Genomic DNA, 17,678 nt, shown 5'->3' on the forward strand with positions numbered 1-17,678 from the left:
CCTGTGCACCTGTTCCCGCGCTCCCCGCGCGCCCCATGAACGGGGCCATCGCGATCGGCGCAGGCGGTTTGCCTCTGTCCGGGACTTTTTCGTGTTACGGTAAATAACCCGTTAAAGAACCGGCCCGCGGGGTGCGAAAGTTGCCGGTTCGGGGGCGATCTGGCCTTAACGCGTGAACAGCGCGCCGAGATCGTCGATGTCGGCTTCGGTGATCGCGGTGTGTGCCTGGTGCATGACGCCGGGCTGGCCGATATAGGCCCAGTAGATGAACTCGGCGCGGGGCATCGCCTTGCGGCCATCGACCCCGGCGTCGGTCAGCAGTTTGGCAATATAGGCCACGCGCTGCACGTCGACCGAGGCCACGACAGCCGCCGCCGACGGGTCTGCGCTCGCCCACGAGCGAATGGCGCGGTCGAGGCTGCGATCTTCTTCAAAGGCGAGCCGCATCAGCGCCGTCAGGCGCGCCGGCCCGGTGATGGTCGCATCGATATCGCGGATCACCTGATCGCCCGCACGCTGCTGCCACTCCCGCAGTAAGGCTTGGCGGTAGTCGTCTATGTCTTTGAAATGCCAATAAAAGCTGCCGCGTGAGACGTTCAGGCCGGCGGCCAGAGCACCGACTTTCAAGGCATTCTCGCCTTGGCCGGCCAAAGTCCGCAGCCCGTGCTTGATCCATTCCGTGGTGGTCAGCCGATCTTTCACGATACCACCATACACATATGTATTGACTAGTGCCACCCGTCCCAGATAGTTTTCCATGCAGTGATGTATGGATGCGGCGAGGGGTGGGTGATGACCGGTCTCGAAAGATGGTATTCCTACATGCGCGGGCATGATCCCGCCGTCCTGTGGGATCTGCTGCATCCTGACGCGGTGTTCGAAAGCGCCGTCGTGCATACGCCGCAGCAAGGCCGTGATATCGTCTTCAAATATCTTGTCAGCGCTGAGAAAGTCCTCGGCGGTCCCGGCTTTTCCTACCGCGGCGAGTGGCGCAACGAGACCAGTGTCGTCCTCGAATTCGATACCAGGCTTGAAGGCGTCACCATCAACGGCGTCGATATGATCACCTTCGACAGCGACGATCGCATCACCCATTTCAAAGTCATGGTGCGCCCCCTCAAGGCCATCAACCTTCTGCACCGTTTGATGGGCGAACAGCTCGCCCGCCTGCCGACGATTGTCACTTAAGGAGCTCTCATGCCCAGCTACAAAGCCCCGCTCGAAGACGTCGGTTTCCTGCTCGACGACGTGTTCCAGTTCGACCGCTACAACAACCTGCCCGGCTTCGCCGACGCTTCCCCCGATGTCCGTGAGGCCATCCTGGGAGAAGCCGCGAAGCTCGCCGAACAGGTGCTGCAGCCGCTGAACCGCTCCGGCGACATGGAAGGCTGCGTCCGCCACGAAGACGGCAGCGTGACCACGCCGAAGGGCTTCAAGGAGGCCTTCAAGCAGGTCACCGAGGGGGGCTGGCTCGGCCTGTCGACGCCCACCGAATATGGCGGCCAGGGCCTGCCGGTGACGCTGTCGCAGACCGTCAACGAATTCCAGTGCTCCGCCAACATGGCGTTTTCGATGTATGGCGGCCTGACGATGGGCGCGACTGCAGCGCTGCTGGTGCACGGCAAGCCGGAGCAGAAGAGCGTCTTCCTGCCGAAGATGGTGAGCGGCGAATGGACCGGCACCATGAACCTGACCGAGCCGCATTGCGGCACCGATCTCGGCCTGCTGCGCACCAAGGCGGCGAAGCAGGGCGACGGCAGCTACAAGATTTCCGGCACCAAGATCTTCATCTCCGCCGGCGAGCATGATCTGGCTGACAACATCATCCACCTCGTGCTGGCCCGCATCGAGGGCGCACCGGCGGGCATCAAGGGTGTCTCGCTGTTCGTGGTGCCGAAGGTGCTGGTCAACAAGGACGGCTCGCTCGGCGAACGCAACGGCGTGTCTTGCGGCTCGATCGAACACAAGATGGGCATCCACGCCAATTCGACCTGCGTGATGAACTACGACAACGCCACCGGCTGGCTGATAGGCGAAGAGAACAAGGGCATGCAGGGCATGTTCGTGATGATGAACGAGGCCCGGCTCGGCGTCGCAGTTCAAGGGCTCGCGCAGTCCGAGGTCGCCTACCAGAACGCCGTGGCCTACGCGAAGGACCGCCTGCAGGGCCGCTCGCTGACCGGACCGAAGGCGCCGGACAAGCCGGCCGATCCGATCATCGTGCATCCTGACGTGCGCCGCACGCTGCTCACCATCCGCGCCTTTAACGAAGCGGCGCGTGCGATGGTGGTGTGGACCGCGCTGAAGAGCGACGTCGCGCATCGCTCGGAAGATGCCAAGGAGCGTCAGGCCGCCGACGACCATATGGGTCTGATGACCCCGGTGCTGAAGGGCGTGCTGACCGATGGCGGTTTCGCCAATGCGGTGTCGGCGCAGCAGATGTTCGGGGGGCACGGTTATATCGCCGAATGGGGCATGGAGCAGTTCGTTCGAGATGCCCGCATTGCGATGATCTATGAGGGCGCCAACGGCATCCAGGCGCTGGATCTGGTCGGCCGCAAACTGCCGCGCGATGGCGGCCGCGCCGCGATGACGTTCTTCGCCGAGGTCGACGCCTTCGCCAAGGAGCACGGCGCGGACGAGGCGATGAAGCCTTTCATCGCTCCGCTCAGCAACGCGCTCGGTCATTTGCAGCAGGGCACCATGTGGCTGATGAACAACGCCATGATGAAGCCCGACAATGCCGGCGCCGGCGCCACCGACTACATGCAGCTGTTCGGCCTCACCGCCTTTGCCTATATGTGGGCGAAGATGGCCAAGGTCGCGCAGGACAAGATTGCCGCGTCGGGTGCGACACCCTATCTGACCACCAAGCTGGTGACCGGCCGCTTCTTCATGGAGCGGATGTTGCCCGAAACCACGGTCCATCTCGCGCGCATCCAGACCGGTGCCGCGACGATGATGGAATTGCCGGCGGAAGCCTTCTGACGACCAACATACTCAACTGCCGTCCTCGCGAAAGCGGGGCCTCAGTAAACACAGGCGCCTGAGATTCAAGCTCATGCGCCGCGAAATACTGGGTCGTCCGGTCCTAGCGCGCAATTGCGCGCCTGGCCGGGCGATGACATCGAGTTATAACTTCGCTTAACAGCAAAAATGCAAGGGAGACCCCATGCCCGAGGCCTATATCTACGATCACGTGCGTACCCCGCGCGGCCGCGGCAAAGCCGATGGCGCGCTGCATGAAGTGACCGCACTGGCGCTTGCCACCGCGCCGCTGAAAGCGCTGAAGGAACGCAACAACCTGCAGCCCGGCACCATCGACGACGTCATCCTCGGCTGCGTCGATCCGGTCGGCGAAGCCGGCGGCGACATCGCCCGCATGGCGGCGCTGTCTGCGGGTTACGGCATTGACGTGCCGGGCATCCAGATCAACCGCTTCTGCGCCTCGGGCCTCGACGCGGTGAATTTCGCCGCGGCGCAGATCATGTCCGGCCAGCACGCCATGACGATCGGCGGCGGCGCGGAATCGATGAGCCGGATCGGTATCGGCGCCTCCGGCGGCGCATGGCCGATGGATCCGTCCATCGCCGTGCCGGCGTATTTCATGCCGCAGGGCGTCTCGGCCGACCTGATCGCGACCAAATACGGTTTCTCGCGCGACGACGTCGATGCCTACGCCGTGCAGAGCCAGCAGCGCTCCGCCAGGTCGTGGGAGGAGGGCCGCTTCAAGAATTCGGTGGTGCCGGTCAAGGACATCAACGGCCTGACCATCCTCGCCAAAGACGAGCACATGCGCCCGACGACGACAATGCAGTCGCTCGGCCAGTTGCAGCCCTCCTTCGTGACGATGGGCCAGATGGGTGGCTTCGATGCGGTGGCGATCCAGTCGCATCCGGAAGTCGAGCGGCTCAACTACGTCCATCACGCCGGCAATTCGTCGGGCATCGTTGACGGCGCCGCCGCCGTGCTGCTCGGCTCCGAGGAGGCCGGCAAGAAAGCGGGCCTCAAGCCGCGCGCCCGAATTCGCGCGTTCGCCAATATTGGCTCCGAGCCGGCGATGATGCTGACCGGCCCGGTCGATGTCACCAAGAAGGTGCTGGAGCGTTCCGGCATGAAACTGTCGGACATCGATTTATTCGAGCTGAACGAGGCTTTCGCCTCGGTGGTGCTGCGCTTCATGCAGGCGTTCGATATCGACAACAACAAGATCAACGTTTGCGGCGGCGCCATCGCGATGGGCCATCCGCTCGGCGCTACCGGCGCGATGATCCTGGGCACCGTGCTCGACGAGCTGGAACGTACCGGCAAGTCGACCGCGCTGGTCACGCTTTGCATTGGCGGCGGCATGGGCACCGCCACCATCATCGAACGCGTTTGAGGAGCGGCAACATGACCTTCAAGAATTTCAAGATCGAGACCGACGCCGACGGCATCGCACTGGTGACGTGGGACATTCCCGGCCGTTCGATGAACGTGCTGGACATCACGACGATCGAGGAACTCGGCGCCATCGTTGACCAGACCTCGGCGGATGCCGCGGTCAAGGGCGTCGTCATCACCTCGGGCAAGGAAGCGTTCTCCGCCGGCGCGGATCTGTCGATGCTGGAAGGCATGGGCAAGGTGTTCGCCGAGACCAAGGCGACGAAGGGCGAGGAAGCCGCGCAGCAGATGCTGTTCGACGAGAGCCGCAAGCTGTCGCTGACGCTGCGCAAGATCGAGACCTCCGGCAAGCCGTGGGTCGCGGCGATCAATGGTCTGGCGCTCGGCGGCGCGTTCGAAGTGACGCTGGCCTGCCATTACCGCGTTGCCGCGGACAATCCGAAGACCCGGCTCGGCCTGCCCGAGATCAAGGTCGGCCTGTTTCCCGGCGGTGGCGGCACCCAGCGCCTGCCGCGCATGTTGCAGCCGCAGGACGCGATGCAGATGCTGCTGAAGGGCGAGGCGATCAACCTGACCAAGGCTAAGGCGATGGGCATCGTCGGCGCCGTCGTGCCGGCAGCCGATCTGGTCTCCGCCGCGAAAGAGTGGATCAAGGCCGGCGGCAAGGCCGTCGCCCCGTGGGACGAGAAGGGCTTCAAGCTGCCCGGCGGCCCGGTGTATTCCAAGCAGGGCATGATGATCTTCCCGGCCGGCAACGCGATCTATCGTCGCGAGACCTACGACAACTATCCGGCCGCCCGCGCCATCATGCAGTGCGCCTATGAAGGCCTGCAATTGCCGATGGACGCGGCGCTTCGCGTTGAGTCGCGCCACTTCGCCAACATTCTGCAGAGCAAGGAGGCGGCGGCGATGATCCGCAGCCTGTTCATCTCGATGCAGGAACTCAACAAGGGCGCGCGCCGTCCGCAGGACGTGCCGCCGACCAAGGTCAAGAAGCTCGCCATCATTGGCGCCGGCTTCATGGGCGCGTCGGTTGGTTTCGTCTCCGCGCGCGGCGGCATCGACGTGGTGCTGATCGATCGCGACCAGGCCAGCGCCGACAAGGGCCGTGGTCATTGCGAAGCCGCGATCGACGCGCTGATTTCCAAGGGCCGCGCCAAGGAAGCCGACAAGGCCGCTCTGATGGCCAAGATCACCGCGACGTCCGACTTCGAAGTGCTGCGCGAATGCGACCTCGTCATCGAGGCGGTGTTCGAGGACCGCGCGGTGAAGGCCGATATCTACAAGAAGGCGCAGCCGCTGCTGAAGGAAGGCGCGATCTTCGCGTCAAACACCTCGACGCTGCCGATCAATTCGCTGGCCGAGGAATTCGCGGACCAGTCGAAGTTCATCGGCATCCATTTCTTCTCGCCGGTCGAGAAGATGATGCTGGTCGAGATCATCGTCGGCAAGAACACCGGCGATGTGGCGCTCGCCACCGCGCTGGATTACGTCCGCGTCATCGGCAAGACGCCGATCGTGGTCAATGACTCGCGCGGCTTCTTCGCCAATCGCTGCGTGCTGCGCTTCACCGCCGAAGGCCTGGAAATGCTGATGGAAGGCGTGCCGCCGGCGATGATCGAGAACACCGCCAAGATGGCCGGCATGCCGGTCGGGCCGCTGTCTCTTTCCGACGAGATCGCGCTCGATCTGGTGCTGAAGATCATGAAGGCCACCGAGGCTGATCTGGGCTCGCAGGCGGTCGATCAGGCGCAGAAAAAGCTGATCGTCGAGATGGTCGAAAAGCAGGAACGCCTGGGCCGCAAGAACGGCAAGGGGTTCTACGAATATCCCGCCAAGGGCAAGGGTCAGAAGAGCCTGTGGCAGGGCCTCGGCGAACTGGTGCCGGCGCCCGTCGATCCCGACACGCTCGATATCGAGGAGCTGAAGCAGCGCTTCCTCGTCGTGCAGGCGGTGGAAGCCGCGCGCACGGTGGAAGACCATGTCATCACCGACCCGCGCGAGGCCGACGTCGGCTCGATCCTCGGCTTCGGCTTCGCGCCGTTCACCGGCGGCACGCTGAGCTATATCGACTTCATGGGCACGAAGAACTTCGTCGCGCTGTGCCACAAGCTCGAGGCGAAATACGGCTCGCGCTTTACGCCGCCGAAACTGCTGGTCGACATGGCCGCCAAGGGCGAGACGTTCTACGGCCGCTTCCCGCCGAAGAAGCTCGCCGCGGCTTAACACGCTCCGTCATGCCCGGCCTTGTGCCGGGCATCCACGTCTCGACGACAGAGAAGACGTGGATGGCCGGGGCAAGCCCGGCCATGACGATGGAGCGGTGTGTGGTGCAATTAAAAAAGGGCCGGATCATCGATCCGGCCCTTTCGTATTTTTCACTTGATGCAAGCAGCTTACGCCGCCTTCATCAGGCCTTCCTTGGTCATCGCTTCCTGCACCTTGGGGCGGGCGGCGACGCGGTCCTTGTAGGCGGCGAGGTTCTTGAACGCCGAGAGGTCGAGGCTCATCCGGTCGGCCCATTTCAGCATCACGAACAGGTAGCCGTCGGCGACAGTGAAATCCTTGCCGGTGAGGTAATCTTTGCCCTCGAGCGCGCCGTCGATATATTTGAACTTGCCGGTCAGGCGGGTGCGGAAGAAGCCCTTCACCTCGTCGTCGAATACCGGCTGGAACAGCGGGCTGAAGTTCTTGTGCAACTCGCCGTTGATGAAGCCGAGCCATTCCTGCAGATGCCGGCGTGCATCGCTGCCGATGCTCGGCGCGAGGTTCTTGCCGGCGGCCTGGTCGGCGATGTACTGCACGATCACCGGACCTTCGGTGACAAGCTCGCCGCTGTCGAGGCCGAGCGCGGGAACCTGGCCCTTGGGGTTGATCGCCAGATAATCATCGCCGTTTTCGAGCTTCTTGGCCTTGAGATCGACCTTGACCAGATCGTAGGGCAGGCCGGCTTCCAGAAGCGCGATGTGGGGCGACAGCGAGCAGGCGCCGGGCGAATAATACAGCTTCATTGGAAATCCCTCCCAGGGGTTATGGTTTGCCGCAACCGCGTGACTAAATGCATCCGCATGTAATAGTCAATATTGATGCAGCTGCATTCAGTGCGCTAGGGTGCCGCCACCATATGGATGTCGTGATGAAACGCAAACCTTCGACCGAGGCCACCGCCGCCTGGATCCGCCTGATGCGAATCCAGAGCCGGGTCCTGGACGCCGTCGAGCAGGATCTCAAGCGCGCCGGCTTTCCGCCGCTGGCGTGGTTCGATGCGCTGATGGAATTGGCCCGTTCGCCGACCGGCGAGATGCGCCCCGTCGAGCTCGAAAAGCAGATGCTGATACCGCAATATTCCACCTCGCGGCTGATCGACCGGCTGGTCGATGAAGGTCTGGCGGCGCGGCGCGAGTGCAAGATGGACAAGCGCGGCCTGTTCGTCGAGATCACCGAGGCCGGCCGCGAACTGCACAAGAAGATGGGCTGCGCCTATTCGGCCGCAATCGAGAAGCATGTCGGCTCGAAACTGTCCGACGCAGATGCAGCAAAGCTATGCGGCTTGCTCGACCGGCTCGGCTGCGCGTGCCAAGACAAGCAAGCGAATCCCGCGCCGGCCGCCAGAGACGCTGCGTCAGCGTGATGAACATTATTTTACCCCCTGCGTCGGCGACCTCCCTGGTCCGCCGCCGTCCCCGACACTGCGCGCGATGGTTCGCTGCGCCTTTCATCCGGAATTTTCATGGCGCGTGACCAGATCGATATGACGCCGCTGCAATCGCGCGACGAACTCGTGGCGTGGCTGGAGGACGGCATCAAGCCGCCGTCCGCCTTTCGCATCGGCACCGAACACGAGAAGACGCCATTCACGCTCGATGGCCTCAAGCCGGTGCCCTATGCGGGTGCGCGCGGTATCGAGGCGCTGCTGCTCGGCATGAAGTCACTGCTCGGCTGGGAGCCGATCATGGAAGGCGACCACATCATCGGCCTCTATGACGTGACCGGTGGCGGCGCAATTTCGCTGGAGCCCGGTGGCCAGTTCGAGCTGTCCGGCGCGCCGGTGGAAACCATCCATCAGACGCAATCCGAACTGATGGCGCATCTGGCGCAGGTCCGCGAAGTGGCCGGCCCGCTCGGCATCGGATTTCTGGGCCTCGGCATGACGCCATCGTGGTCGCGCGAGCAGATCCCGGTGATGCCCAAGGGGCGTTACAAGATCATGACCAGCTACATGCCGAAGGTCGGCCAGTACGGTCTCGACATGATGTACCGGACCTGCACGGTGCAGACCAATCTCGACTTCTCCTCCGAAGCCGACATGGTCAGGAAGCTGCGCGTTTCCGTGGCGCTGCAGCCGGTCGCGACCGCTTTGTTCGCCAATTCACCGTTCACCGAAGGCAAACCGAACGGCTACCAGTCGTTCCGTTCGGAGATTTGGCGCGACACCGACAATGCCCGTTCCGGCATGATCCCGTGGGCGTTCGAGGACGGTATGGGCTTCGAGCGCTGGGTCGATTACGCGCTCGACGTTCCCATGTATTTCGTCAAGCGCGGCGACAGCTACATCGACGTCTCCGGCTCCTCGTTCCGCGATTTCTTCGCCGGCAACAACAAGATGATCCCCGGCGAGAAGCCGACTTTGTCGGACTGGGCCAATCATCTCTCGACGATTTTCCCCGAGGTCCGGCTGAAGCGTTACCTCGAAATGCGCGGCGCCGACGGCGTGCCATGGAACCGGCTGCCCGCGCTGTCGGCGTTCTGGGTTGGGCTTCTGTATGACGACGCCGCGCTCGATGCCGCCTGGGAGATCGTCAGGCACTGGACCGCCGCGGAGCGTCAGGCGCTGCGCGACGATGTGCCGAAGCTCGGCTTCAAGTCGCGCATCAAGGACCGTTATCTGTTCCAGATCGCCAAGGAGTGCGTCGCGCTGGCGCATGGCGGTTTGAAACGCCGTGCCCGGCTCGACCAAAGCGGCCGCGACGAAACCCGCCATCTCGAGCCGCTCGACCAGATCATCGCGTTGGGCAAGAACCCGGCCGAGGAGATGCTCGACAAGTACAACGGCGCCTGGCAGCGTTCGGTGGATCCGGCCTACAAGGAATACTGTTTTTAGATCAGTGGCTTGTTCGGTGGTCGCGGTTTCCTGAAAGATCGTTCATCGGACGTACAGGTGACGCACGGTCAAATGCCTTGCGCTGCATGGGGGCAGCCTGCCGCAACTCTGCGGCAAGCCGTTGAAAGTCATTTTGGATGTCGAATAGCCTGTTCAGAGCGTGTCTGGCGGCATTCGCCCTGTGGGCGGTGATCGCCGGAGCCGGACCGGCCGCCGCGCAAGCCAATTTCGATCGCCCCGGCGCGGACTATTCGCGTTCGCTGTCATTGTCCGGCGATCCCGCCGAATGCGCGCTGGTGTGTGAGCGCGACAAGCGCTGCCGCGCCTGGAGCTTCAACTATCCGGGCGACGCCTCCGAGAATGCCGTGTGCTGGCTGAAGGACAAGGTGACGCCGCGGGTCGAAAGCTATTGCTGCGTCTCCGGCGTGCGCGGCGCCGGCGTCATCGAGCCGCGCAGCGGCCCGGTCGAGAACTCGATCGATCGCTTCGGCGGCGACTACCGCAATTTCGAGGTCAAGAACGACGACAAGGCCGAACGCGGCGACACCTGCCGCGACGCCTGCGAGGGCGACAACAAATGCCGCGCCTGGACCTTCGCGCGCCCCGGCTACGCCGGCAAGGGCGCGCGCTGCTTCCTGAAGAGCGACATCAAGCCACCGCGAAGGAAGCCGGGTTTCATTTCGGGCGTGGTGCGGTAGGGCGGCGTCTTTTGTCTGCGAGCCTCTGCTACTTCGTCTCGGTGGCCTGTACCGGGCGCACCGGGTCGCCTTCGCGTAGCAGGGCGCCGGCGCGCGCGACGACAATGTCGCCTTCTGCCAACCCTTCACGTATTTCGACGCGGCCGGCCGACATCAGCCCGACCTCGACGCGGCGCGCCTCGACGCGCTGGCGGCGGACGATCTGCACCACGGTGCCGCCGGTGCCGTACAGGATCGCGGTCAGCGGCACCGCGATGCCGCAACTCTCGTCGGTCTTGATCATCGCGCGCGCATAGGCGTTGCTCATCAGCCGGCGCGGCGCGGTGATCGAGACCGTGACCTGGCCGAGCTGGCTGTTCGGCTCCACCGTGGATGCGATGCGGCGCACCTTGCCGTCCATCTCGCCGGCGCCGATCACCCTGATCCGGACGGCCTGATCGACTTTCAGCTTCGGCAGGTCGCGGGTCGGAACCTGACCGATGAAATCGAACTCGCTGCGCGCGATAATGCTGAACAGCGCCTCGCCCTTGCCGGAGGCCACGGCCCCGATCACCGCGGTCGAGGCGCTGACCAGCCCGGCCGTGGTCGACTGGATCTGCACCGCGCCGCCGTCCGGCGTCGTCAGCCGCGCCAGGATCTGGCCCGCGGTGACGTTCTCGCCGGCATCGACGAGCACGTCGGCGACCTTCAGGCCCGGCCGGTCCGGGCGGATCGCGATCTCCTCTTTCGGCACCAGCAGACCTGACACCTCGACGATATCCGAGAAGCAGGATTTTGTGGCCGTCAGCACGGTGACGGCGGCACCCCTCGGCGCGCCCGTCTCATCTGCGGCGAATGCCGGCGAGGCCAGCAGCAACCCGAGCGACAGAGCGGCGTACAAAATTTTTGCCATCATCATTTCACCCTGGGTTCGGTTGCCGGGGGTAATGTGGGGCGATCTTCGTCGCCGGTCGAGGTGAGCAGTTTCTTGCCGTAGCGCCACGAAATCTCGCCGACATCGTCCATCATCATGAACATCGCCGGCACGAAGATCAGCGACAGCAGCGTCGAGAAGATCAGCCCGCCGATGACAGCCAGCGCCATAGGCGAGCGGAATTCGCCACCGGCGCCCCACGCCAGCGCGCTCGGCATCATACCCGCGGCCATCGCAATCGTCGTCATCACGATCGGCCGTGCCCGCTTCATGCCGGCGTCGATGATCGCCACGTCGCGCGGCTTGCCCTCGCGGATCGCTTCCACCGCGAATTCCACCAGCATGATGGCGTTCTTGGTGACGATGCCCATCAGCATCAATATGCCGATCCACACCGGCGTGGTGAGCTGCTTGCCGGTGACGAGCAGCGCCATGATAGCGCCGCCGATCGACAGCGGCAGCGAGAACAGGATGGTGATCGGTTGCAGGAAAGTGCCGAACAACAGCACCAGCACCGCATAGACCATCATCAGGCCGGCCGAGATCGCGGTGGCGAAGCCGGCGGAGAGTTCGTTGAGGCTCTCGGCGTCGCCGGACTGTTTGACGCTGACATTCTTGGGCAGGCTCTTCATCACCGGCAGGTCGTAGATCGCCTTCATCGCATCGCCGAGCGCGGCGGTGCCGACCAGGTCGGCGGCGACAGTGGCTTGCCGTTCGCGATCATATCGGTTGATGCTGGTCGGGCCCTGGTCGAGCTTGATGTCGGCCACGACAGACAGCGGCACGCCGCCCCGGCCGCCGCCGAGCGGCACGCGCAACTGCTCCAGCACCGAGAGATCGCCGCGGGCCGAGTCTTCCAGCTGCACGCGGATCGGCACCAGACGATCGCCGGCGTCGAACTTGGCCAACGCCGGGCCGACGTCGCCGATCGTGGCGACGCGGATGGTCTCCGACAGGCTCTCGGTGGAAACCCCGAGCCGGGCTGCGAGATCGGCGCGCGGCTGCACGCGTAGCTCGGGTCTGTCGAGCGATGTTTCCGAGATCACATTGGCGATCATTGGAATTCGTTTCATCTGCGTCGCAAGCTCGTTGGCGACGTTGCTGACGATGTTGACGTCAGTGCCTGTCACCACCAGCGAGATCGCCCGCAGCCCGTTCTCGTCGAGGAACCAGTAGCGGATATCGGGCACGCTCTCGAGCTCGCGGCCGATATCCAGTTCAAGCGCGCGCTGGGTGATCTTGCGGTCGCCCTTTGGCGTGTAGTTGATGATCAGCGATGCGCGCCGCACTTCCTGCAAGCCCGGTGGTACGCGGCCGCCATCGACGAACACGCTACGGATTTCCGGTCGCTTGCGTAGCCGCTGTACGATCTCCTCGGTGGTCTTCTCGGTGAAAGCGAGTTGCGAACCCGGCGGCAGTTCCATTGCCAGGAGCGAGCGCGCCGAATCCTGCGCCGGCAGAAATCCCTGCGGCAGCAACTGGATGCTCCAGATCGACAGCGCGAAGATGCCGATGCCGATTAGCACCGTGACGTAATAGTGTCGTACCGACAGCGTTACCAACCTGGTATAGGTGCGCAGGATGCGGCCCGGCGGCGGATCGTCGTGCGGATGGTCCTTGAGGAAGTAGGCGGCCAGTACGGGCGTGACGAAACGTGCAGCAAGTAGCGAGAAGAACACCTGCACCGAGACGGTGATGCCGAATTGCTTGAAGAACTGTCCGGCAATTCCCGACATGAAGCTGGCGGGTGCGAAGATTGCGATGATGGTCAGGCTGATCGCGATCACCGCGAGGCCAATTTCGTCGGCGGCTTCCAAGGCGGCGCGGTAGGGCGACTTGCCCATCCGCATGTGCCGCACGATGTTCTCGATCTCGACGATGGCGTCATCGACCAGGATGCCGGTGGACAGCGTGATCGCCAGAAAACTCACGAGGTTGAGCGAGAATCCGAGCAGGTCCATCACCCAGAATGCCGGGAAGATCGACAGCGGCAGCGAGATCGCCGCGATCACGGTGGCACGGAAATCACGCAGGAACAGGAATACGACGATGACCGCCAGAATGGCGCCCTCGAACAGCGTGCTCATCGCGGCGTCGTAATTCCCCTTGGTGAAATCCACCGAGGTGTCGATCAGTTTGAGATCGACGTCGGGATAGGCATCCTTCAGCGCGTCGATGCGCTTTTGCACGGCGGCGGCGACGACGACGTCGGAGGCGCCCTTGGAGCGCTTGATGCCGAGCGCCACCACGGGCTCACCGTTGAAGCGCGCAAAGGTGCGTCGGTCGGCGATGGTGTCGGTGACGGTGCCGAGATCTTCGAGCCGTACTTCGCCGCCCGACGGCAGGCTGATCATCGTGCCGGCGAGTTCGTTGAGCGTCTTGGCACCGGCCAGCGTGCGGATCGCCTGATCGTTCTTGCCGATCTCGGCGCGGCCGCCGGCGAGATCGACATTGGTGCCGCGCAGCCGGCGCGAGACATCGACGGCGGTGAGGCCGGCGGCCTGCAACCGGTCGGGATCGAGCGACACCAGGATCTCGCGCTCGACGCCGCCGATACGCTCCACCTGGGCGACGTTGCGTACGCCCTGCAGCGATCGCTTCACGACATCGTCGACGAAGTAGGAGAGTTGCTCCGGTGTTTTGCCGGGCGAGATCGCGGCATAGGTCACGATCGGCAGCCCGATGACGTCGACGCGCTGGATCAGCGGCTCGTTGACGTTTTGCGGCAGGTTGCTGCGTACCCGCGTGATGGCGTCCTTGACGTCGTTGAGCGCGCGGTCGGTGTTGGTTTCCAGCGCGAACTGCACGGTGGTCACCGACAGTCCGTCGGTGATCGAGGAGGCGATGTGGCGCACGCCTTCGACGCCGGAGACGCCGTCCTCGATGGTCTTGGTGACCTGCGCTTCCAGCTCGGCGGGCGCCGCGCCGAATTGCGACACCGCGACCGAGATCACCGGGATATCGGCTGAGGGCAACCGCGTGATCGCCAGTTTGGTGAAGCTGATCCAGCCCAGCGCCAGCAGGATCACGGAGAACACGATGGACGGCAGCGGATGGCGGATCGACCAGGCGGAGATGTTCAGGGACATTAGCGCACCCGCGGTCGGTCGAGTTCATCGACAAGCATGGTCTTCACCTGGTCGCCGTCATGCAGCGAGGAGCCGGCATCGGCGACGACGATGTCGCCGACATCGATGCCTTCGATAATTTCGGTCGCGGTGTCGGAGGTCAGGCCCACCTTGACCCTGCGGGTCTCGATAGTGCCGCCTTTGACCACTTGCACCGTGAGATGGTCGATCGCGGAGCGCGGAATCGAGACGCCGCAACTGCGCCTGGCGTCGATGGCCGCGCGGGCAAAGGTCCCGACCCGCAGTCCAGGATTGGACGAGAATGACAGCCGGACGTGGCCGAGCTGGGTGACGCGGTCGATCTGCGGCGACACCACGCGGACCTTGCCGACCACGTCGGACTGGTCGTCGCGGCTGATCCGCGCGATGGCGCCGGCATTGAGCTTCATGACGTGAATGCTGGGCACCTCGGCATCGAGCTCGATGTCACCGCCGACCGCGATCTTGAACATCGGCCCGGCCTGCGGCGATGCCGGCGCGCCGGCAATGATGTTGACTGACGTGACGAGGCCGGCGGCCGGCGCACGTACACTTGCCGGATTGGAGCGTGGGGCGCCGGCGACCATCGGCACCAGCCGCGCCAGTTCCTGGTTTTCGGTGACGCTGTCGCCTTCGCGGACCAGGACTTCCGACACTTTCGCGCCTTCGCTATCGACGCCGGTGACGGCCTCCCGGCGCGGCACGATGAAACCGGTCACCCGCACCATGTCGGAGAAGCAGGCGTTTATCGCCTTGGCGACCAGTACCATCGCGCCGCCCGGCGACACCGATCCGCTCGGCGATGAACTGTCGGCGGCGTCAGCGGTACCGCTTCCCGTAACGAGATGGGCCGCTAGGGCTAAAGTGGCGAGAGGTGTTGCGAAGCAGGCGAGGGGCTTCATTGCGGGATCGATCCACCGGTAATGTTGCGCCGCGCAGGACAGCGGGCGCGCGAGGTAGTCTTTGTCGTTTTATACGGGAATGCCGTCATTCGCCAAAACAAACAGCGTCCCGCGATTGCGCGGAACGCTGCGATGCGACGATCGGCAGCAGCCGATGCAGGTTCATGCTGTTACTTGGACGCGGTGGTCTTGTTCGCGATGTTGACCACCTGAACGCGGCGGTTGGCGGGATCCATCGGGTTGGCGGTGTCCTTCGGCTTGTTCTTGCCGTAGCCGACGGTGACCAGATCGGCGCCGGTCAGGCCGTATTTCTCGGTGAGGTAACGCTTGATGGCGTCGGCGCGGCGCTCCGACAGGTCCTGGTTATAGGCCTCACCGCCGACGCCGTCAGTGTGGCCGGCAACGACGAACGTCGATCCCTTGAGGTCGTCGTTCGACAGCGCCTTGCCGAGCGCCTCGACCGCCGGCAAGGCCCTCTTGCTGATGCTGGCCGAATTGTAGTCGAAGGTGATTTCGAGATCGATCTTCGGCTTGGTCTGGGCGATCTCCGCGATCTGCTCCCGCTCGACGGCGGATAGCGAACGGCTGTTGCGGTTGCGAAGGCTGTCGACGAACTTGCCTTCGGCGGCGTTGACCGCGGGTTCCGTCGGCGGGGCCATCGACAGGCCGCGGGTGACCGGCTTCTTCGGCGCCAGCGCCCGCAGGATCTGATCCGAGGTGACATCATCGGCGGCCGCGGCCATTCCGGCTGAAACCGTGAGTGCTGCGCTGATCATGGCAATGGCGCGAAAGGTCTTGAGATTGCAGCGTCCGGTCATCATTGACATGGCTGCATCCCCTGAATGAACTGGTTTCAAAAACTCGTTTTTGATCTCAGCCGGCCGAGCCCAATTCTGCGGCCTGTCTTCAATAGTGTCCTGTCGCGCGCCGCGGGTTCAAACGGGCTGCGATTAATTGCAGCCCGCGGCATAGTCTTCTGTAGAACGATAGCGCGCGTTCTATCGAACGCCGTGCTACCGCACGCCGTAACCAGCGAACTCCTTGACGATATCCGGGTCCATTGCCTTGGCGTTGTTGATGTCGAGATCGCCTTCGGCGGCCGCCCCGGAGCGCTGCTTGGCGAGGCCGCGGCCATAGAGCGACGATGTCAGCCGCGGATTGATCTTCAGTGCGTCGTCGAAATCGACGATCGCATTTTTGCTCTGGCCGTTCTTGAGGTTGACCAGCCCGCGGCTGTCGAGCGCGTCGACGAAATTCGGCCGCAGTCGCAGAGCCTCGTTGCAATCTTTCAACGCAGCGGCGAGATCGTTGATCACGGCGCGGACCCAGCAGCGGTTGTTGAGGGCTTCGACGTCCTTGGGGTTAAGCCGGATCGTCGCGTCAAAATCCTTGGCGGCCAGCGCATAGGCGCCCTTGCTGGCATAGACCTGGCCGCGGCGATACAGCGCGCCGCCGTCCTCGGGATTGTCGACCAGCTTGGCGTTGAGCGACTTCACGGTTGGATCCTGCGCCAGCGCCAGCGCGATCTTGCTCTCGTCGCGCGGTGGTTCGGCGGCCGGGACGACGGCGTCGACCTTCGGCGCAGGCGGTGCGGCGGCAGGGGGCGTCACAGGCGCAACGGGTTTGGCGACTTCGGCCGGGGGCAGAAGCAGCGCTGGCTTCGGTGCCGGCGTCGGGCGCGCGCCTGGCGGGAAGGCAAAATCCTCCGCGAGGGATGAAGAGATCCACGGCACCTGCTCGCTGCGCGAGGCTCTGGTGACGCTGACGCGGGTGCGATTCAACGCGTCCTCCGCGGTGAGGTCGGGCGACTTGATCTCTTTCAGCAATTCGCCGACGAACAGGCTGTGTTCAGTGCCGGCGTCGCTGACCACCGAACTCAGCGCCGCCGAGTACATGACCAGCGTGCCGCCCGGCGCGATCACCGGCGCCAGACCTGCGGAAAAGCTGCGGAACCGGCGCTCATAGGGATTGCGCCGGGAAGCGTCGAGCAGCGCGATCTTGATCCCGGCGCCGCGGCCGTTGATGTCGTTGAGGATGGTCTCGAGGCTGAAGCCGTCGCGCCGCACGTCCGGTTCGGTCCAGATCTGGGCATCGACCGGGAGCAGGTAGCTCTGCCGCGCCGACTGCACACCGAAGCCGCTGAAGAACACCAGCGCGACCGAGCCCGGCTTGAGCTTGCCGTGGAACCTGTCGAGCGCGCGGCGCATCGCCTCGCCCGAAAGGTTTTCGCCGACATCGACTTCGAAGCCATTGCGCTTCAACTCGGCGGCGACATCGCGGGCATCGTTGATCGGTTCCTTGAGCGGCGCTTCGGCATCGGGATATTTGGCGTTGCCGATCACCAGCGCAAAGCGTCCGGCATTGCTGTCGGCGGCCAGAGCCGACGCGGCGGCCGAGAATAGCAGGCCGACTAGAAAGGCGAACAGAACGGTAAGCAGGCCGACGATTGGGGAACCCGTTTTCATATCAGTCCGTCCATCCCAAGCGCGCGATAAGGCACGTCCGGCGTGGGCCTGGGGGCGCGCTGACGACATTATCAAACCGCCGGGGTGGCGGCTGTCAACCGCGGTGGTT

The 17,678-nt window shown here is 64.1% G+C and carries 14 protein-coding genes; 7 read left to right on the forward strand and 7 right to left on the reverse strand.

Annotation, left to right across the window (positions count from 1 at the left end; all coding sequences use genetic code 11):
* Positions 1-165: 165 nt before the first annotated feature.
* On the reverse strand, positions 166-759 hold the full coding sequence (locus tag JWQ24_RS09160) for a TetR/AcrR family transcriptional regulator (RefSeq protein ID WP_299806852.1): 594 nt from the start codon (positions 757-759) through the stop codon (positions 166-168).
* 33 nt (positions 760-792) lie between these two features.
* Here JWQ24_RS09160 and JWQ24_RS09165 point away from each other — a divergent pair, with 33 nt between their 5' ends.
* The 4 genes from JWQ24_RS09165 (at position 793) to JWQ24_RS09180 (ending at position 6,609) form a co-directional block, all read left to right on the forward strand.
* Complete coding sequence (locus tag JWQ24_RS09165) at positions 793-1,188, forward strand: nuclear transport factor 2 family protein (RefSeq protein WP_299806854.1); 396 nt, start codon at positions 793-795, stop codon at positions 1,186-1,188.
* Between the two features lie 9 nt (positions 1,189-1,197).
* Entirely contained in the window at positions 1,198-2,988 is a 1,791-nt protein-coding gene (locus JWQ24_RS09170) for an acyl-CoA dehydrogenase C-terminal domain-containing protein (RefSeq protein WP_299806856.1), read from the forward strand.
* Positions 2,989-3,172: 184 nt separating this feature from the next.
* Entirely contained in the window at positions 3,173-4,381 is a 1,209-nt protein-coding gene (locus JWQ24_RS09175) for an acetyl-CoA C-acetyltransferase (protein WP_299806858.1), read from the forward strand.
* Positions 4,382-4,392: 11 nt separating this feature from the next.
* Positions 4,393-6,609: a 3-hydroxyacyl-CoA dehydrogenase NAD-binding domain-containing protein gene (locus JWQ24_RS09180; RefSeq protein WP_299806860.1), complete on the forward strand. Its 2,217-nt coding sequence runs from the start codon at positions 4,393-4,395 to the stop codon at positions 6,607-6,609.
* 170 nt (positions 6,610-6,779) lie between these two features.
* Here the strand turns inward: JWQ24_RS09180 and gstA are convergent, their stop codons facing one another.
* A complete protein-coding gene (gstA, locus tag JWQ24_RS09185) occupies positions 6,780-7,394 on the reverse strand; it encodes a glutathione transferase GstA (RefSeq protein WP_299806862.1) in 615 nt (204 codons plus the stop codon).
* A gap of 125 nt (positions 7,395-7,519) precedes the next feature.
* On the opposite strand from gstA, the gene JWQ24_RS09190 reads away from it, so the two are divergent.
* From JWQ24_RS09190 to JWQ24_RS09200, 3 genes are all read left to right on the forward strand, one after another.
* The gene (locus tag JWQ24_RS09190) at positions 7,520-8,014 is read left to right on the forward strand and encodes a MarR family transcriptional regulator (protein WP_299806864.1); all 495 of its coding nucleotides are present in this window, start codon (positions 7,520-7,522) and stop codon (positions 8,012-8,014) included.
* 99 nt (positions 8,015-8,113) lie between these two features.
* Entirely contained in the window at positions 8,114-9,484 is a 1,371-nt protein-coding gene (locus JWQ24_RS09195) for a glutamate--cysteine ligase (RefSeq protein WP_299806866.1), read from the forward strand.
* A gap of 137 nt (positions 9,485-9,621) precedes the next feature.
* Complete coding sequence (locus tag JWQ24_RS09200; protein WP_299806868.1) at positions 9,622-10,182, forward strand: PAN domain-containing protein; 561 nt, start codon at positions 9,622-9,624, stop codon at positions 10,180-10,182.
* Between the two features lie 28 nt (positions 10,183-10,210).
* On the opposite strand, the gene JWQ24_RS09205 is transcribed toward JWQ24_RS09200, so the two are convergent.
* The 5 genes from JWQ24_RS09205 to JWQ24_RS09225 form a co-directional block, all read right to left on the reverse strand.
* On the reverse strand, positions 10,211-11,074 hold the full coding sequence (locus JWQ24_RS09205) for an HlyD family efflux transporter periplasmic adaptor subunit (RefSeq protein ID WP_299806870.1): 864 nt from the start codon (positions 11,072-11,074) through the stop codon (positions 10,211-10,213).
* Between the two features lie 2 nt (positions 11,075-11,076).
* Complete coding sequence (locus tag JWQ24_RS09210; protein ID WP_299806872.1) at positions 11,077-14,184, reverse strand: efflux RND transporter permease subunit; 3,108 nt, start codon at positions 14,182-14,184, stop codon at positions 11,077-11,079.
* The gene (locus JWQ24_RS09215; protein WP_299806874.1) at positions 14,184-15,104 is read right to left on the reverse strand and encodes an efflux RND transporter periplasmic adaptor subunit; all 921 of its coding nucleotides are present in this window, start codon (positions 15,102-15,104) and stop codon (positions 14,184-14,186) included. The genes JWQ24_RS09210 and JWQ24_RS09215 overlap by 1 nt, the downstream gene beginning before the upstream one ends.
* Before the next feature lie 170 nt (positions 15,105-15,274).
* Entirely contained in the window at positions 15,275-15,922 is a 648-nt protein-coding gene (locus JWQ24_RS09220) for an OmpA family protein (RefSeq protein WP_299806918.1), read from the reverse strand.
* Between the two features lie 195 nt (positions 15,923-16,117).
* Entirely contained in the window at positions 16,118-17,569 is a 1,452-nt protein-coding gene (locus JWQ24_RS09225; RefSeq protein WP_299806876.1) for a caspase family protein, read from the reverse strand.
* Positions 17,570-17,678 lie beyond the last annotated feature (109 nt).

The organism is Tardiphaga sp. (assembly GCF_028290495.1).
Classification (GTDB): Bacteria; Pseudomonadota; Alphaproteobacteria; order Rhizobiales; family Xanthobacteraceae; genus Tardiphaga.

Excerpts from the sequence above, each read along its gene's own strand:
- JWQ24_RS09195 (WP_299806866.1), top strand. The coding sequence starts at position 8,114 with ATGGCGCGTGACCAGATCGATATGACGCCGCTGCAATCGCGCGACGAA.
- gstA (WP_299806862.1), bottom strand. The coding sequence starts at position 7,394 with ATGAAGCTGTATTATTCGCCCGGCGCCTGCTCGCTGTCGCCCCACATC.
- JWQ24_RS09220 (WP_299806918.1), bottom strand. The coding sequence starts at position 15,922 with ATGACCGGACGCTGCAATCTCAAGACCTTTCGCGCCATTGCCATGATC.
- JWQ24_RS09200 (WP_299806868.1), top strand. The coding sequence starts at position 9,622 with ATGTCGAATAGCCTGTTCAGAGCGTGTCTGGCGGCATTCGCCCTGTGG.
- JWQ24_RS09160 (WP_299806852.1), bottom strand. The coding sequence starts at position 759 with ATGGAAAACTATCTGGGACGGGTGGCACTAGTCAATACATATGTGTAT.
- JWQ24_RS09175 (WP_299806858.1), top strand. The coding sequence starts at position 3,173 with ATGCCCGAGGCCTATATCTACGATCACGTGCGTACCCCGCGCGGCCGC.
- JWQ24_RS09170 (WP_299806856.1), top strand. The coding sequence starts at position 1,198 with ATGCCCAGCTACAAAGCCCCGCTCGAAGACGTCGGTTTCCTGCTCGAC.
- JWQ24_RS09215 (WP_299806874.1), bottom strand. The coding sequence starts at position 15,104 with ATGAAGCCCCTCGCCTGCTTCGCAACACCTCTCGCCACTTTAGCCCTA.
- JWQ24_RS09205 (WP_299806870.1), bottom strand. The coding sequence starts at position 11,074 with ATGGCAAAAATTTTGTACGCCGCTCTGTCGCTCGGGTTGCTGCTGGCC.
- JWQ24_RS09210 (WP_299806872.1), bottom strand. The coding sequence starts at position 14,184 with ATGTCCCTGAACATCTCCGCCTGGTCGATCCGCCATCCGCTGCCGTCC.
- JWQ24_RS09190 (WP_299806864.1), top strand. The coding sequence starts at position 7,520 with ATGAAACGCAAACCTTCGACCGAGGCCACCGCCGCCTGGATCCGCCTG.
- JWQ24_RS09165 (WP_299806854.1), top strand. The coding sequence starts at position 793 with ATGACCGGTCTCGAAAGATGGTATTCCTACATGCGCGGGCATGATCCC.
- JWQ24_RS09225 (WP_299806876.1), bottom strand. The coding sequence starts at position 17,569 with ATGAAAACGGGTTCCCCAATCGTCGGCCTGCTTACCGTTCTGTTCGCC.
- JWQ24_RS09180 (WP_299806860.1), top strand. The coding sequence starts at position 4,393 with ATGACCTTCAAGAATTTCAAGATCGAGACCGACGCCGACGGCATCGCA.